Below are 17877 nucleotides of genomic sequence, written 5' to 3' on the forward strand. Positions count from 1 at the left end.
TTTCTTGTTAAAATAAATACCATTCCTTTATTAGAATAGCGCAAGGTTCCTATTAAGAAACTCCCACATGCAATAGACAAATAAGCTGAAGGCGAGTAAGCTTTTGCTCATCAGATTGATTGACATATGACTAGAGGGAGCCTGGCTACTTTCACTAGACATCAAAGCTCCATCAAAAAACCAGATACTTAATTCTTTTTAAAATGAAAAATGCGCTAATAGCAGCGCATTCTGTCTGACTATATCGATAGCATACGCCTATTGGACTAATGTTTCAAATGTTAGTTTCTCTCTTTCCATCAAAATAAAATACGTTCAAGAAAGATAGGTTCGCTCCGACCATTTTGGAGGTGTGTTTTTATCCCAATAAATTTTGCCTAAATCATAATGAGCAGCGAATCCATCATGATAAGTATGATAGTGAAAGTTGAACCAATATCCTTCTTGAGGCGGATTCTCTTGTCTTACATGAAAACGAATGATATCTTTTCCGGTATTTTCATTAAAAATATGAAAAATTTTCTCACTACGCCCTGAAGACGGACCTTTAGATATGGCTAACTGCACAAGCTCTTCTTCAGGAAATTTTACTGTCACTTCGGTAATCGCTTCTTCGATTTTGGGTAAAACAGCAAATTTAAATTCATCCTCAATCTTTGGACCAATCTTTTCACCGAATTTCGTAAAGGCATGTTCCTCAGCCCTTGCCATCATTGATTCGATAAACTCACTTCGATCAAATATTCTTGTAGAAATCGGATCATCAGCTGATTCTATTAAGGAATAGCCTGTACTTTCCGCTTCTTCAAAAATGTCCTTCTTCGAGTGTTTATTGGAATGCGCTTCTGCAAGCCAAGATATATCGGAAGGAGAAACCATACCGAATGTTAAAACAGATACTAATACAACGAGGCTTTTCTTCAACCATCTCGATTTCTGCATGATGTTTTCTCTCCTCCTTTATAATGTTCAATTCATATATTATAATTTAGTTGGCATATTTCAGTTTTCATGACTAGTTATTAATATCTTCTAGTATACTGAATTTCTAAGGAAATTACGAAAAAATTGTATGTAAGGTTTTCATTATGAGAAAAAAGGATATTTGTATATAATAAAGAAATACCGCTTTCCTTCATTTTCTTATACATACGCAAAAGAGAATGAAGGATTATCTATATCTGATGTAGAACTACTACTAGTAATCCATTGATTTGTAAAGGAGGAATTCATCTATGGGATCGTCAGCGATTTTGATTCTTGTTATTATTTCACTTGTTTATTTCATTTATGAAGCGATTGCCGATTAATCTCTTGTATTGCCATGAATGAACTTTCTTCACTTCTATTCTTGTTTCTATTCAGAAAAAGAAGTGGTTTTTCATTTTAATAGCCTTAACTAGCCTTGTCATTAACAGATGGCAGGGTTTCTTTTACTTTCATTGAGTTTTTCATTTTAGATAGAGTAAAAGCCAAACGCGAAGAAACCCGTCGAAAAAAAGGCGACGAGTTTCGTTTATAATTGGATATAGCCATAATGAAATAAAGAGGTTTTCCTTTTGACTGTTGTGAACCCCAATTGTTCGAAGCGTTTACTTCGAAAATGATCCTTTAACACAACTCGGTTTTTAGCAACACGCTTTGCCTGCTCAATTGTTTCTTCTAGTAAATCTCCATACGATGCAAATTGGGCCAGCCCTTCCATACCTTCTGATTCTTCAATACGTTCTGTAAACATCGGATCAAAGTACACGACATCGAAGCTATTATCCGTAAGCGTCTTTAACACCTCATGATGATTGCCTGTATTAATGTCTATTCTTCTCATTGCAGCATCCATCAGTTCGATGCCGCTTTCCCACCGTGACAGACCTTGCCCAACAATAAAAGAGACAATCGGATTTTCTTCAATTGCTCTAATTTCCCCAATGGGTCCTGAGACATAGCTCGCGACGATGGCATCTGCCCCTAACCCGAGTGTACAGTCAAGTATCGAGGACCCTCTTTCAATTCCAGCAGCCGTTATATACGGATCTTCTTCACCGTTCATTATTCGTTTGATACGAACCATTGCGATATTCGGATGAAAAAAGAAAGGCGCACTTCCAGAAATCTTATGAAGTTCAAGTTTGTTTTTCCCCACTACTAGGCAATCCATTTCATAGTCTTGGTGCATTCTAGCTATAGAACGTTTATTCCTCTGGAAAAATGGAAATGAAAATTGAGCGGCAATATTTTTAGCTCGTTCAATATGTATATCATCGGTGCGACCAGCTGTTGTGACAAACATGATAGCTCTCCTTATTAGTTAACTAAAAAGCAGTAGAGACTTATCAAGAAGGTCAGGCCCCGAGAAATAAGTCTCTACATACTCCATACTAAATTATTTATTTTGTTCAAGTGCTGTAAGAAGATTCTCCATTACTGCTTCCATCGGAAACCCTTCAATATCATGGCGTGGAATGAAGTGGATTACTTCTTTTCCTTTTAATAAAGCCATCGATGGTGAGGATGGTTCATAGCCTGTAAAATATTCACGCATTTTTGCCGTAGCTTCTTTATCTTGGCCAGCAAACACTGTCACTATATGATCTGGTTTGTTTTCAGTATTTAACACTGCCTGTGTTGCTGCTGGGCGGGCAAGCCCAGCGGCACATCCGCATACTGAATTCACAACAACAAGAGTAGTTTCATCTTTTACTGTATTCATGAAATTTACTACTTCTTCAGGAGTAGTAAATTCTGTAAAGCCCGCTTGAACAAGCTCAGCACGCATTGGTTTTACCACTTGTTTCATATATTCTTCATATGCCATTGACATAAGTAAATGCCTCCCTTATTTTCCTATACTCCATTAGAATACTATACATGTTAGCAATTATGCAAAACAAACGGATGACCGAAAAGCAGCAGAATTTTTAGATTCTGCTGCTTTTCTTGAATGTTGAATTGGTATCAGTCATTTTGTTAGATTTTGAATACGCCGCCTGTGCTAGCACTCGTAACAAGCTTAGAGTAACGTGCCAAATAGCCAGTTTTTACTTTTGGCTCAAAGCCTTTCCAGTTTGCTTTACGTTTTTCAAATTCTTCGTCAGAAACTTCTAATTGGATGGTACGATTATTCAAATCAAGTTCGATGATATCACCATTTTCTACAAATGCAATTGGACCGCCCTCTGCTGCTTCTGGAGAAATATGTCCAATTGAAATACCTCTCGACGCACCTGAGAAACGTCCATCTGTAATCAAACCAACTTTGGCTCCAAGACCTCTACCAACGATTTGAGAAGTAGGCGCAAGCATTTCTGGCATACCAGGTCCCCCTTTAGGGCCCTCATAGCGGATGACTACAACATCGCCTTCTTTTACTTTCCCAGTTATAATTCCAGAAAGTGCGTCTTCTTGAGATTCGAAGCAGATTGCAGGACCTCTATGGTAGCCGCCAACTGCTGGATCGACCGCTCCAACTTTAATAACTGAACCATTTGGCGCTAGGTTACCGAATAATACAGCAAGGCCGCCTCGCTCAGAATGAGGATTGTCTAATGGACGAATAACATTTTTGTCCAAGATTTCCGCCCCAGCAACATTTTCACGTAATGTTTTACCAGATACAGTTAGGCAATCACCATTGATTGCACCCGGCTTTTTAAGAATCTCATTAATGATGGCACTAACGCCTCCTGCGTTATGAACATCTTCAATGTGATAATCTGATGCCGGAGCGATTTTTGCAAGATGAGGTACACGACTTGCAATATCATTGATACGTTCTAATGAATACTCAATTCCAGCTTCATGTGCTAATGCAAGTGTATGAAGTACTGTGTTTGTTGAACCACCCATCGCCATGTCCAACGCAAACGCATTGTCAATTGCATCGATTGTTACGATATCACGTGGTTTAATATCCTTTTTGATAAGCTCCATTAATTGCGTAGCTGAGCGTTTAACAAACTCTTTACGTTCGGGAGCTACAGCTAAAATTGTACCATTACCAGGTAGGGCAAGACCAAGACCTTCTGCCAAGCAGTTCATTGAGTTTGCAGTAAACATACCAGAACAAGAACCACATGTAGGACAAGCAAATTGCTCAATCTCTTGTAATTTTGCTTCATCAATTTTACCAGCTTGGTAAGCTCCAACCCCTTCAAAAACAGAGTTTAAGTTAAGTGGGTTACCTTCTTTATCCACACCGGCTTTCATTGGTCCACCACTAACGAACATTGTTGGAATATTGACACGAAGAGCCGCCATCATCATCCCTGGCGTAATTTTGTCACAGTTTGGAATACAAACCATTCCATCGAACCAATGCGCTGAAACAACAGTTTCAATTGAATCGGCAATAATCTCACGGCTTGGCAAAGAGTAGCGCATGCCGATATGACCCATAGCGATTCCATCGTCAACTCCGATTGTATTAAATTCAAAAGGTACACCGCCCGCTTCGCGAATCGCTTCCTTTACAATTTTTCCAAATTCCTGCAAATGTACATGTCCTGGAACGATATCAATATAAGAGTTACAAACTGCGATAAACGGTTTGCCGAAATCTTCTTCTTTAACGCCGGCTGCACGCAACAAACTACGGTGCGGAGCACGGTCGATTCCTTGTGTAATCATGTCACTTCTCATTTTTGGCGTAGACATTTGTTGAAAACCCCCAATATATTAAATTAAATAATAAATAGCATTATTTTGTATTCTCTAAAAATTCTAACACAATTAAATCTAATTGAACATATGATATGTCAAAATAATAATAAAAGGCTCTCTCTTTTTTATACGAACTTCTAAAAAAGAGAGAGCCTTTTTCTATTTATCTATGCATCATATTATTCTTCTGCCTGTCTCGCTTCTGTCATTTGCTTCCAAACAGATCCTTTTGCTTCTTCCCCATTTTCAATCCGGTCTATTGCCATTTTTATTTGCAAAGCCACTTCGAATTCAGAATCTTTTTCCGCTTCTTTTAAAGCAGATAACACGCTTTTATCGCCAGATTCATAGAGGAACATCGCAGCACGCCATCTAACAATCTTACTTTTATCTTTTAAGGCAGATGCCATTTCCATCATCGCTTCTGCAAATCCGAGATCAGATAAGCAATCTCCAGCCGTTCTTCTCACTGCTGGATTTTTATCATTTAAGCCAAGATAAAGAGCAGGTAATACTTTTCGATCTTCAATCATGCCTAGTAATACGACTGCTTCTCTACGTACGGATACTTTACTGTCTGACAGAGCTTTTTTTAGCAATGGAATATCATCTATAGTTGGATCTTCCATTTGCTCAAGTGCTTGATAGCGTTTTTCCCAGTTTTCATCCTCAAGCATCTCTGCAGTAAGCTTGATTTTAGCCCGTTTTACTAGTTCTTTTTTGTTGTCGTTCTCTTGCTTCGCTTGAGCTACAAGTTCATTTATCCGCTCTGGTGGATACGCAGCAATAAGCTCTTCAGATACTTCTGCACCAATTACATCCATATCTCCGTATCTGACGCCGTAGTCTTTCCATTTTCTTTGCAAAACAACATTATCATCTTGTTTTTGCGCTGCTTGAACAGCCTGAGCAAAGTTTTCCGGAAGGGCATAACGCTTTTCACTATTTCCATCATTAAGCTTAATTTGATATGGCAATCCTTTAAACTGCAAAATCGAAACATTGACTTCTCCATAATGTTCGAGAATAATCTGTCCCGCTTCTTCATCGCTAGTATCTTCACCGAATACTTGGCGAACTTTAATCAAAATTTCTTGCCAATCATATTTACCATTTCGCTCAACGGCTAAGAAATCAGCAACATGATAAACGCCCTTGACACCATCGATATGTAAGATTTCGCGGATCAATTGCGGCGCTTTTTCGGCTTCCTCTTTTTTATAATTATTGCTTCTACCAGTTGGAAGCTCTTCGGTTAAGTTAATTTTCATCGTATTTGGGCTTGGTGTAGGTTCAATCGATATAATATTCATACGTTCGCTCCTTTACACATATTTTTAGAATATGTGACTATAATTTATCATAATCTAGGGTTTAGACGCTTTTAGTGTGAATGATTAGTCATACCTATCCTACTTATTCCTCTAATTTCTCCGCTAAATATTCCCATCGTTCAAGCATATAATCAAGCTCTTCTTTCACTTTCGTCTCCTCTTCCATTAAGAGGCGAAGTTTATCAAAGTCACTTCCTGCTGTTGCCATTTCCGCGGTAATACTTGTTAAACGTTCCTCAGCTTTCTCCATCTTTTCTTCAATTTCTTCCCATTCCTTCGTCTCAGCGTAGGTCAATTTCTTTTTCTTTTTCTCAGAACGCTGTTGCTGTAATTGAACAACAGGCTTTTCAACAGGCTCCACTGCTATTTTTTCTTCTAAAAACTCAGAATAGCTGCCGTAATAATGACTGACAACAGCATTCCTTTTGAAAACAAACAGCTGGGAGCATGCTTTATCAAGAAAATAACGGTCATGTGAAACAGTGACGACTACCCCAGGGAACGTCTCCAAATAATCTTCAAGTACGGTTAATGTCTGAGTATCGAGATCATTGGTCGGCTCATCCAAAAGCAGGACATTCGGTGCAGACATTAGTATCTTCAATAAATAAAGTCTTCGTTTTTCTCCGCCCGAAAGCTTTCGGATTGGTGTACCATGAGTGTTTAGTGGAAAAAGAAATCGCTCGAGCATTTGAGCAGCAGATATATAGGTACCATCCTTCAAGGCAATCGATTCGGCTGTCTCGCGAATATATTCAATCATCCGCTTACTATCGTCCATATCTTCACTTTCCTGTGTATAGTAGCCGATTTTCACAGTTTGTCCTGTTTCAATCACACCAGAATCTATGTTTACTCTACCTGCCAAAATATTAAGCAACGTCGACTTTCCTGTTCCATTTTGACCGACGATACCAATTCTATCTCCTCGTTTAAATAAATAGGAGAAATTATGTAGAATCGTATGATTGCCGTATGACTTCGAGATGGACTCAAGCTCCAACACTTTTTTCCCTAAGCGTGCCCCGCTTAATTCGATATCAAGAGACCCTTGCTGCGATTTATTTTGTACATCGGATTCGAGGGTTTCAAAGCGTTGAATTCTTGCTTTTTGCTTCGTTGTTCTCGCTTTTGCGCCTTTTCTTATCCAAGCCAGCTCCTTTTTGAATAAGCTTTCCTTTTTGCTTCGTTCAATGCCTTCATTTTCTTCTCGGATTGCTTTTGCTTCTAGAAAATCGCCATAATTTCCTGTGTATTCAAATAGACTGCCACCGCTAAGCTCCCAGATTTTATCCGCTACCGTATCAAGGAAATAACGATCATGGGTTACAAAGAGAGCGGCACGCTTCGATTTCATTAAATATTCCTGCAACCATTTAATGCTATCGTAGTCAAGGTGGTTCGTTGGTTCATCAAGAATAAGCAAATCGGTTGTTTCAATTAACGTTTTCGCTAACGCTGCCCGTTTTTTTTGCCCGCCTGACAGCTCATCTAATTTCCTTGAAAAATCAGGGAGTCCGAGCTTTGTTAAAATCGTTCTAGCGTCAGCACTTGTATCCCATGCGTTTAATGCATCCATTTCCTGTTGTTGCTTTAATAACCTGTTCTGTAGCTCGGTATTATCCGAATCATTTTGCAATTTTTGTAGCGTGTTTTCATAGTCTTTAATGACTTTAAAAACAGGGTAGTCACTTTCATAAAGGAAATCCATAATGGTAACACCGCTAGGAAAATCTGGATCCTGAGATAAGTATGAAATGGAGTAGTCGTTAGGGTGATCTTTTTTCCCAGTGTCAGGTTCCTCAATTCCTGCGATGATATTTAAAAGTGTTGATTTTCCTGTTCCATTTACACCGATAATACCAATTTTATTGCCTTCAGAAATTGAAAAAGAAAGGTCTTCAAAGACTAATTTTTCACCTTGCATTTTTGTTACGTTTTCCATTGCAAAAACTTTCATATTTGTACATCCCATTCTATATAAAATTGCTGTAAAAATTCCTGCATATACTGATTTCGCTTTTTTGCCAATTCTTTTGCTGTGTTTGTATGTAATTGATCCGCTATCTTCAATAATTTATCATAAAAATGCTGGATCGTTGATTGCTTTGCCTCATTTGTGTCTAAATCTGGATGATGGATTGGATTGCCTACACTTCCACCATACGCAAATGTTCTTGCTATTCCAATTGCACCAATTGCGTCCAACCGATCGGCATCTTGCACAATTTTTGCTTCAATGGAAGGTAGTCTGGATTGTCCTTTACTATACGAAATAGAATCAATGATGGCCGTTATCTCGTCGATGGTCTGCTTCTCGATTTTGGAATGAAGAAACCACTCATTCAATACGCGCCAGCCATCTACTTCAGATTTATTTAATTTACGATCAGGTATATCATGCAATAATGCAGCTAACTCAATTGTAGGTACATGACCTTTTTGCTCTTCCTTCGCAATATGCAAGGCCAATTTTCTTACTCTGTCTATATGGAACCAATCATGTCCTGTTGTGTCATTTCCAAGCCTATTCTTTACAAAAAATTCAGCTTCTTCAATTAGGTCTATGTCCATCGTGTACTCCCTGGTCTTTTTCTTTCATATTGTATCATGCTGGAACGCTTTGGTCATTCTTCATTAAACCACGACAATCCAAGAGTCTTTGGACCTGCATGAACACCGACAGAGCTTCCTATTGGGGAGGCATGGATGATGATGCTTGAATCGATTTCATGAATGACGTCACGCCATTTGTCAGTCTGAGTAGGCGATGCACCAAATAATAAACAGCATTCCTTTATTTTTTTAGAGTTATATGCTTTTTTAAATAGATCAAAAATCCGTGCTTCTGCTTTTTTCTCGCTTCTCACTTTTGCGATAGTAGCAAGTATGCCGTTTTCAATCGAAATAATCGGTTTGAAGTTTAACATACTGCCGAGCAAATATTGAGTGCCTGAAAGCCTACCACTTCTATGGAGTTGTTCAAGGGAACCGATCAATACATACGTCTCATTGCTCTCCCTGTATTTCTCTGCTTTCTTTAAAGCTTCACCAACCTCCATTCCACTGTCGATATAGCTCATGATTTTTTTCAACACCATCGTCAATGGATAAGAAATGACAAGGGAATCGAATACATGAACAGGAATTGAGACCATTTCAGCTGCTTGCCTACTTGCAGCAACCGTTCCGCTTAAGCTTCCCGATAAATGAACTGAAATGACACAATCATATCGTTCTTCAAGTGACTGATACAATTCCACGAAGATTCCAATAGAAGGCTGAGACGTTGTCACTACCACCTTCTCTTCTTCCATCAAACGATAAAGTTCTTTTGGTACAATATCAATTCCATCTCGATATTCTTTTCCTTTCAAAATGACAACCATCGGAACAATATAGATATCATCATTTTTCTGTAATTCCTCATCCAAGTAACCGGTACTGTCCATCACCCAGGCTATACGTTTAGTCATTCTGAATGCCCTCCAAATGTATGTAATCATTTTCCAATTATATGATGGAATAGGTATGAACATTTGCTTTTACTGAAAAAAGGTCATTCCCATAAAAGCCTGATTCTCAGAAATCTTAATCAACGTATTGATCAGATGGATTGGGAATCAGGCTTTTTTGAATTCCCTGTTGATCAGTTTCAAAAGAGAAGTGTCTTTATGTCGTCTTCTAGTACTTTAGGCTTTGTTTGTGGAGCGTATCTGCTGACAATATTTCCATTACGGTCTAGTAAAAATTTTGTAAAATTCCACTTTATCCCCTTTGAACCGAGCATACCAGGAGCATGTTCGGTTAAATATTGAAACAAAGGGTCGGCGTTTTTACCGTTCACATCAATTTTAGCAAACATTGGGAATGTGATACCATGATTTAATTTACAATACGAATCAATTTGGAGATTATCGCCAGGCTCTTGTGAGAGAAATTGATTACACGGGAAACCGAGTATGACCAATCCGTCATCATGATATTGCTCGTATAATGCCTGTAGTTCATCGTATTGCGGCGCAAAGCCGCATTTACTTGCCGTATTAACGATGATCACTACTTTCCCTATGTACTCTTCCATAGATATATGTTCACCATTTATTTTTTTAACGACAAATTGGTAAATCGACATTCAAGGTCACTCCCTTTAACTAATAGATATATTGTATATCATTTCACCCTAACTTTCCCATTTTTACGTTTTACTTGAATATAGGTTCTAATTGCTCCAACGTTTCAATTACATAATCGACAATTTCCACAAGATCATCTATCTGTTCTTCTTTAATTAGCCTTCCAAAAGAAATGGTACATTCTGTTGTATAGAGCACTTGCTTTTCTTGATTGTTTTTCGTTTCGGACTCGGTTTTCTCTATGAGGCGAGTCTCTCCCCAAATATGGGTAAGAACGTTCATTAAATGTTGGGTTTGAATTTCATCCAGCTTATCCTGGACTGCGACCATTACTGTCAGGATTGATCCTGTTGCAAATTTATGATCGGATTGCGGCAGCAATTCAGCACTAAGGTTTTCTAACTTCGAAATGAGCGTTATTCCAGCGTAGATTTTTTTTCTTGCATGTGCATGCTTTAACTCCATTTCCATGATGAACTCACGTGACAAGTCTGCAAGGTTCACTAAATCTTTTCGATTCGTCACAAGGATATCGCCGTCTAAATCTCGGTCATATACCGCTCCTTCAACTATAACTTTCATATTATCAAATGCAGTTGGATCAAATACCATAGCACACCTCTTGATTCATTTTTTCTTAGCCTCATATTTTACCATAATGACACCATAGCCCCAAGGGCAGATGACTTCACACTCTATACACTGTTTATTTTGCCATGTATATGTCATAAAACGATGTATAGTAGATTCTTTCGAAATAGGAGTTCTTTAAACACTTTATACAAGCATGTTTCCATCATTATTCAATCATCAGGTTCATTCTAGACAAAAAATGATGTCTTCTTACTCAAACTTCTATATAATAAGTTTTATTAGAATTTTCAAACTTCAAACCGATAAAGGAGGATATGAATTGCCTATCAAAATTCCGGGTTTATTACCCGCCAAACAAATTCTCGAGCAAGAAAATATTTTTATAATGGAAGAAGAACTGGCAACTAAGCAGGACATCCGTCCATTAAATATACTTATCTTGAATTTAATGCCGGAGAAAGAAAAAACGGAAGCCCAACTCCTGCGCTTTTTGGGTAACACACCGATTCAAGTAAATGTTTCATTTTTACGATTAACCTCACACGAAGCAAAAAACACGAGTAAGCTGCATTTAAATCAATTTTATAAGACTTTTTCAGAGGTGAAAAACAAGAAATATGATGGGATGATTATTACCGGCGCCCCCGTTGAGAAGCTTGAATTTGAAGACGTGGATTATTGGGAAGAGCTTCAGAAAATTATGGATTGGACAACCAAGCATGTTACATCGACCTTACATATCTGCTGGGGGGCACAATCAGCTCTTTATCATCATTATGGAATTAACAAACACGAGTTACCAAAGAAATGCTTTGGTATTTTTCCACACCATGTTCTTCAACCAAACGAGCGGCTTGTTCGCGGCTTTGATGATCAATTCTTGGCCCCACATTCCCGGTACACGGACATTGATTCAAAAAAATTGTTCGCTCAAGAAGAGTTAATGATTCTTGCCCAATCAGACCAAGCAGGAATCTTACTGCTCGCATCAAAAGATGGTAGAAGGATTATGATTACAGGACATCTCGAATATGATGCAGACACATTAGGACAAGAATATAAACGAGATAAAGAAAAAGGGCTTCTAACTGATATCCCTGAGAATTATTATCCAGACGACAATCCGGAAAAGACACCTCTTCATCGCTGGAAAAGCCATAGTAGTCTTTTATTTTCAAATTGGCTCAATTATTATGTATATCAAGAGACACCTTATGAATGGAATTAAGATAGCAATAACCCATTAATCTCATGCCAAAAGAGACCAACTCGTTTCAAAGTTGGTCTCCTATCCATTACATCATATTTTTGTAAGTTCTTCCTCAAAGTAAAAAGTTGACGGCTTTTCTTTGATTACATACGTATACTTTTTCATATTTGGAACATATTGCCATTTCATAATCGTTACTTCTTCACCAGTTTCTCCAAGGTTGACAACTTCGCCTGGTTGGAATTTATTCTTATTGGACACCGTCCACACTCCCTCTCTAAATACATTATACCATAGAAAGAGTAAAGATAGTCCGATACCTTCTATTAGCTTTGCTGAGAAAGATATATTTCCTCAAAAGGCTGTACGACAACGAAGCCATTTCCTTGAAATTTCATCTGAATGGACTCACCGCTGGCTCGCCCAAAAAATGATTTAAGCGAAACATCTGTGACAAACTCTGGTTCGAGATGGCCAGACCAAGCGACGGTTGCGTTTGGATCTGTATAAACTGGATTTCCTTGTTCAACCAATAGAGTAAGTGGTTCATAATGTGATGTGAAGGCTACCATTCCTGTACCTTTCAACGTCACGTTAAAAAGTCCCCCAGCCATTAAGCCAGCAACCTTTCGCATAAGCTTAATATCCCAATCGATACTAGGTTCAAATGCAAGTAAGTCATTGCCATTCACTGTAATCGATTCATTATCTAAATTCAAAATAGAGATTTTCTTGCCTTGATCGGCAATATATAGTTTACCTCGCCCTGTAGCTTTCATAAGCGGAGCCCCTTCGCCTGTAAATGCCTTCTTAAAGAGCTTGCCAATTCCATGTTCAAGAATGCCTTCACGTTCAAACGTTATGTTGCCTCGATAGGAAATCATCGATCCCATCTTTGCCCATATTTGGCTTTCAAGGTTAATTTCAAGAATTCTCGGTGTTTCCAACTCAAACAAACCTTGCCCTTTATCTTCTTGTTTCGTTTGATGAATGAATTGATTTATTCTGTATTTTTCCATACTAATCAGCTCCATTATTTTTTTCTAAACATAAATAACCATGTAAATGAAAGCGATTGCCGTAAATCTTTTTCTAAATAATCAAGTTTCGCAAAATCCACTCCACGCTTCGGGATTCCTTTTTCCGCTATGATTTCCCAACCGTTTTCCGTAGCTAATTTTTCCAAATCCCATGATTGCAAAGTATTCATAATTACATCTTCCCCAAGGATTTTGGGATAACTATGTTTCTTTCTTGGCATAGCAGTCGGTCCCAATATCCCAATGCAGCAGTATCCACCTTGCTTCACGATACGATACATTTCTTGAAGTGCAAGTACTGGATTTTCTGTCCATTCTAACGAATTTATCGCCATTATGGCATCATATTCTTGATTCAAGAATGGAAGTTTTGCTAAGTCACCTTGGACAAATGACATATGTTCAATTCCAAGCGTCTTTGATTGAGCAATTTCAATCATTTCAGAGGATAAATCAAGACCAGTAACATGATAACCTAGGCTTGCAAGTGTAAGTGATCCATATCCATCGCCACAACCTAAATCAGCTACTTTCGCCCCAGATGGAACATGATCCTTAAAGAATGGTATAATCGTCTGCCTACTTCCCGTTTCCCACATCTGTTGTGATTTTTTTGACCAATCAAGTGCAAATTGATTCCATTGTTTCTTGGCATCTAAAAGCCAATTATGTATAGTCATGTTTCACACCTCATCTTTTCAAGTGTATTCAAGTATTCTGTTAAAATGATTGCACGCCTGCAAGTGAAATAAGCTATTTATACTTACGATAATGATAAAAAAAGGTTTCAGTATATTCGAATATTTATTTATAAAAAAAAGGCTTTTTTCGTAAAGTTTGTTGTTATTAGCAAAACAAATTCGAACAGATGTTGATTGTAGTGGAAGGTACGAGACTCCTGCGGGAGAAGCGTGTTGAGGGGGACACTGAGGAGGGAGACCGCCCGCGGAAAGCGAGTACCTGCAACGGAATTCACCCAGGATATTGATGTAAATATCATTTAAAAGCGACAAAGTATGCGAAAACGGCCTAAAAAAAGACGGTGAACACAAAAAGCCTGACTTCGCAATTACGATTACAGTATAGATTTGTGGTAAATATCAATCTACTGTGTGTAAAGTGCGAGGTCAGGCCCCCTCAATCATTCTTATTTTTCTACGTCTTCATTTTTCTTTTGTATGGCTTTTAGTTGCTCTATCCGCACTGGTTTTTCCTGGAAGTACTCAACTAAATCACCAATTCGATCGATGGAATCCCAACTTAAATGATGTTCAATTCCTTCAACATCCTGATAAATATTTTCTTCTTTTACCCCGATAATCTGTAACAACTGTTCTAGCAGGTCATGGCGATATACGAGCCGTTTCCCTACTTTTTTACCATTAGCGGTTAGCACAAGTCCGCGATATTTTTCATAAACTAGATATTTTTCTTGATCAAGTTTTTGTACCATTTTCGTAACTGAGGAAGGATGAACAGACAGGTTTTCCGCAATATCAGAAACCCGAGCATATCCTTTTTCTTCTATTAATAAATAGATTTGCTCTATATAATCCTCCATGCTCGGTGTAGGCATTTATTAATCCTCCCATTCATAAGAAAAGCGAAAAGCGCCAACTAAGGAACTACGACTAATATCCGCCTGCTACTGTGGCGATTGCCGAAGTCAGTACATCCTGTATATTTCTAATCAAGATATTAGGATGTTTTCACTAAACGCCAAAACTCATTGAAAAACCTTATACTTTCTTATCATTCAAGAAAAACTGTCACCGTTCCTTGGCTACAAAAACTAGCTATACTACCATAACTGATAAGCCAAGAAAAAACGCGCCAGACAATGGCGAGTGTGACATGTATAAGGTTAAACTCTAAAATGTATTAAATATTTTATACATATACTAAAAAATTCTACTATATTAAACTTACTTAAACAAGTACGAAGCAAAAGACTTTACTCGTATACATTCGTTTCTTTCGGGAACTTCCAGTTGACTTTCTTTGACTGTTCATCCCAAAACAAGGCTGCATTAAATGTTTTGTCTCCTTTTTCAAATCCTTCAATTACATCCGTTTCTCCTAATTTTAATAATGTTTTCAAGGTTGCCTGCGTAATGTTTTTATTAAAAATTTTTTTCGAAACAGTAAATGTACACTTTGTTGTCGGATAATTTGTGCAGCCGTAGAAATTTCCTTTATCGACTATCTTTCCATCGCATAATTTACATGGACCAAGTGAAGCAGAGCCTTTTCGTTTTGAAGACTTCCGTTGAATCGATTCTGTATCAAATTGAGAGAAGTCCCATTCATTTGAAGCTGTTATTGCATCTGATATGATTTTCGATGATAATTTCTTAACAGCTTCCATAAATGTTCCTGCAGATGCTTTGCCTTCACCTATTTCTCGGAGGCGCTGTTCCCATTTGGCTGTCATTTCTGGCGATGCGAGGATTTTATCACCGATTGCTTCAATTAATACCTTCCCTTTATCGGTCGCGAAGACTTGGTTTTTTTGCACGGTTATATACTTTCGATCCTTAAGCATCGTAATAATTCCAGCTCTTGTTGCCTCTGTTCCCAGACCTTCTGTTTTCATTAATACTTTTTCAAGCTGCTCATTGTCAAGGTGCTTTCCTGCTGTTTTCATGAGCGTAATGAGTTGACCTTCTGTATAACGCTTTGGTGGTTGGGTTTTTCCTTCTTTCACCTTACACTTCACTACTTTTCCTGTAGCTTCTTTTTCAACATTCGGAAGCAAAATATCCTCGTCTTCTTTCTCATTATTAAAAATGACCTTCCGCCAACCTTCTTGAATTTTCTGCTTCCCCTTTGAAACAAATTCAGCCCGTTGATCGACCATTGTCGTTATTGTCGTATAATCAAAAATAGCTTTGTCATAATGAGCAGCGATTAGTCTTTTAACGACTAAATCGTACATTTTTCGTTCGTCATCAGACAAACGTGCTGGATCAGTCACTTGTTCTGTTGGAATGATTGCGTAATGATCGGTCACTTTTTTTTCATTGACAAAGCGTTTGTTATGGAGAATTGATGGCTGTGGCAGTGGGAAGTATGGCGAATAGTCGGCATATTTACTCAATTTATCCATGATATCTGGAAAGGTTTCCGCTTCTCCCATTGTCACATAATTGGAGTCTGATCTGGGATAGGATACGATGCCTTTCTGATAGAGGCTTTGTAAAACATCAAGCGTTTTTTTGGGTGGAAATTTATACATTTTATTTGCGGTTGCCTGTAATGCAGACAAATTGAATAGTAGCGGTGGCAGAAATTCTTTGCGTTCTGTTACCATATCGGTGACTTTTGCATCTTTCCCCTTACAAAATGCTGCGATTTTCTCAGCCATTTCTTGATCGTCAATACGGGTCTCCTGATTCTTCTGCCATTTCCCTTGATATTTTCCACCTTCCATATTAAAGTCAGCTAGGACTTCCCAAAAAGGCTTCGATATAAATTGTTCAATTTCTTTTTCCCTTTTCACAATTAAAGCAAGTGTTGGTGTTTGCACCCGTCCTGCTGAAAATACGTCACTCATTCCTTTTTTCTTTAGAAGTATACTGTAAACTCTTGAAGCATTCATCCCAACAGTCCAATCTGCACACGCTCTTGTATATGCTTCATGGAACAATGGTCTTGTTTCTTGTTCTGCTAATAAATGCTGGAACCCTTCATAAATAGATTTTGGTGTAAGTGACGATATCCAAAGCCGCTTCATTGGTTTTTTCGAACCACTTAGTTGGATGATGTTGCGAACGATTAATTCCCCTTCACGACCGGCATCTCCTGCGTGGATGATTTCCTTCACTTCTGCTTTTTTCAGTAACGATTTGACTACTTGAAATTGCTTATATTTCGATTTCGTCACTTCGTATTGAAATTTTTCTGGAATCATTGGTAATGTATCGAGCGACCATTTTTTCCATTCTGGCTTATATTTCTCTGGTGAAATAAGCTCTGTTAAATGGCCAATCGCCCACGATACATAAGCTCCATCAGGGAAAAGTTCATTTGGTAGAATCTCTATATACCCTTGATTTTTTTTCGTTTTAAATTGCTTAGCCAGAGTTGCCCCTTGATCAGGCTTCTCGGCGATAATTAACACGGATGGCAACTTCAGTGCACCCTCCTTTTTGAACAAGTTCCTTCTACATAATAACTTTACAGCAAAATTCGATTTTCGTATATGGATGAATCGTAGAATTATCCATTCGTTCAATGGAGATTAATCTGTATAATAGATTTATTTTATAAAAGTTAATCCTATATAGACTGCTGTTCCCCACATGACAATGGCTGAAATTTTATTGAGAATGGCTAAAAAGCGGCCTGTTCGATCTATTTTCCCTGTTATTCTACCTATAATTGCTAAGCTAATAAACCATGCCCATGAAACCAGTATGCATACTACAGCAAACACGATTTTTTCAACCCCAATATATTTTAATGAACTTGTGCCAATCACACCAATTGTATCCAAAATTGCATGTGGATTTAACAACGATACTGACATGGCGAATGCAATTTGTTTTTTAGTAGTAATCAAAACGCTTTTTTTCTGCTCTTTAACAATCGGTGTACTCCTCCACGTAACAAACCCCATATAAAGTAAAAAACAAATCCCCGCTGTAAGTAGGACTGTTTTTAACCAGTAATATTCAAGAACAACAACAGACACCCCTAAAACGGCTAAAGAGATTAATATAGTGTCACAAATAGCTGCAGTTATGATAACTGGTAATGTCCTCAAAAATTTAGGCTGGACCGCACCCTGGTTAAACACAAACACATTTTGTACTCCTAATGGCAAAATTAATCCGAACGCTAAGATGAAACCATGAATCATCGCTTCTAACATTTTTACTCCTCCTGCTTGATTATTGATG

General features: G+C 38.0%; 17 protein-coding genes. 1 reads left to right on the forward strand and 16 read right to left on the reverse strand.

Features of this window, described 5'->3' with window-relative positions; genetic code table 11:
* Positions 1–315: 315 nt before the first annotated feature.
* From AC625_RS14120 to AC625_RS14165, 10 genes are all read right to left on the reverse strand, one after another.
* On the reverse strand, positions 316–942 hold the full coding sequence (locus AC625_RS14120; protein WP_049681850.1) for a YpjP family protein: 627 nt from the start codon (positions 940–942) through the stop codon (positions 316–318).
* 574 nt (positions 943–1516) lie between these two features.
* A complete protein-coding gene (locus AC625_RS14125; RefSeq protein ID WP_049681851.1) occupies positions 1517–2290 on the reverse strand; it encodes a class I SAM-dependent methyltransferase in 774 nt (257 codons plus the stop codon).
* A gap of 93 nt (positions 2291–2383) precedes the next feature.
* Positions 2384–2821: a BrxA/BrxB family bacilliredoxin gene (locus tag AC625_RS14130; RefSeq protein WP_049681852.1), complete on the reverse strand. Its 438-nt coding sequence runs from the start codon at positions 2819–2821 to the stop codon at positions 2384–2386.
* 146 nt (positions 2822–2967) lie between these two features.
* Positions 2968–4638, reverse strand: coding sequence for a dihydroxy-acid dehydratase (ilvD, locus tag AC625_RS14135; protein WP_049683747.1), 1671 nt, complete (start codon positions 4636–4638; stop codon positions 2968–2970).
* 200 nt (positions 4639–4838) lie between these two features.
* Entirely contained in the window at positions 4839–5972 is a 1134-nt protein-coding gene (locus tag AC625_RS14140) for a conserved virulence factor C family protein (RefSeq protein ID WP_049681853.1), read from the reverse strand.
* A gap of 103 nt (positions 5973–6075) precedes the next feature.
* Positions 6076–7953: an ABC-F family ATP-binding cassette domain-containing protein gene (locus AC625_RS14145; protein WP_049681854.1), complete on the reverse strand. Its 1878-nt coding sequence runs from the start codon at positions 7951–7953 to the stop codon at positions 6076–6078.
* Positions 7950–8567, reverse strand: a complete 618-nt coding sequence (locus AC625_RS14150; RefSeq protein WP_049681855.1) for an HD domain-containing protein — start codon at positions 8565–8567, stop codon at positions 7950–7952. The genes AC625_RS14145 and AC625_RS14150 overlap by 4 nt, the downstream gene beginning before the upstream one ends.
* 53 nt (positions 8568–8620) lie before the next feature.
* Entirely contained in the window at positions 8621–9469 is an 849-nt protein-coding gene (locus AC625_RS14155) for a DegV family protein (protein WP_049681856.1), read from the reverse strand.
* A gap of 179 nt (positions 9470–9648) precedes the next feature.
* On the reverse strand, positions 9649–10128 hold the full coding sequence (locus AC625_RS14160; protein ID WP_049681857.1) for a glutathione peroxidase: 480 nt from the start codon (positions 10126–10128) through the stop codon (positions 9649–9651).
* Positions 10129–10198: 70 nt separating this feature from the next.
* Complete coding sequence (locus tag AC625_RS14165; RefSeq protein WP_049681858.1) at positions 10199–10741, reverse strand: hypothetical protein; 543 nt, start codon at positions 10739–10741, stop codon at positions 10199–10201.
* A gap of 301 nt (positions 10742–11042) precedes the next feature.
* Between AC625_RS14165 and metA the strand changes: the two genes are divergently transcribed.
* Complete coding sequence (gene metA / locus AC625_RS14170; protein ID WP_049681859.1) at positions 11043–11951, forward strand: homoserine O-acetyltransferase MetA; 909 nt, start codon at positions 11043–11045, stop codon at positions 11949–11951.
* A 72-nt stretch (positions 11952–12023) separates the two neighbouring features.
* Here the strand turns inward: metA and AC625_RS27300 are convergent, their stop codons facing one another.
* From AC625_RS27300 to AC625_RS14195, 6 genes are all read right to left on the reverse strand, one after another.
* Positions 12024–12194 (reverse strand): hypothetical protein, encoded by a 171-nt coding sequence (locus tag AC625_RS27300; RefSeq protein ID WP_172796823.1) that lies wholly within the window; start codon positions 12192–12194, stop codon positions 12024–12026.
* A 65-nt stretch (positions 12195–12259) separates the two neighbouring features.
* A complete protein-coding gene (locus AC625_RS14175; protein WP_049681860.1) occupies positions 12260–12952 on the reverse strand; it encodes an AIM24 family protein in 693 nt (230 codons plus the stop codon).
* Between the two features lie 14 nt (positions 12953–12966).
* The gene (locus tag AC625_RS14180) at positions 12967–13653 is read right to left on the reverse strand and encodes a class I SAM-dependent methyltransferase (RefSeq protein ID WP_049681861.1); all 687 of its coding nucleotides are present in this window, start codon (positions 13651–13653) and stop codon (positions 12967–12969) included.
* Positions 13654–14120: 467 nt separating this feature from the next.
* Positions 14121–14549 (reverse strand): transcriptional regulator MntR, encoded by a 429-nt coding sequence (gene mntR, locus AC625_RS14185; protein ID WP_049681862.1) that lies wholly within the window; start codon positions 14547–14549, stop codon positions 14121–14123.
* Between the two features lie 378 nt (positions 14550–14927).
* A complete protein-coding gene (locus AC625_RS14190; protein ID WP_049683748.1) occupies positions 14928–17096 on the reverse strand; it encodes a DNA topoisomerase III in 2169 nt (722 codons plus the stop codon).
* A gap of 138 nt (positions 17097–17234) precedes the next feature.
* Positions 17235–17849 (reverse strand): LysE/ArgO family amino acid transporter, encoded by a 615-nt coding sequence (locus AC625_RS14195; protein ID WP_049681863.1) that lies wholly within the window; start codon positions 17847–17849, stop codon positions 17235–17237.
* Between the last annotated feature and the right edge of the window lie 28 nt (positions 17850–17877).

The sequence above is a fragment of the Peribacillus loiseleuriae genome (genome assembly GCF_001183985.1).
Lineage (GTDB): Bacteria > Bacillota > Bacilli > Bacillales > DSM-1321 > Peribacillus > Peribacillus loiseleuriae.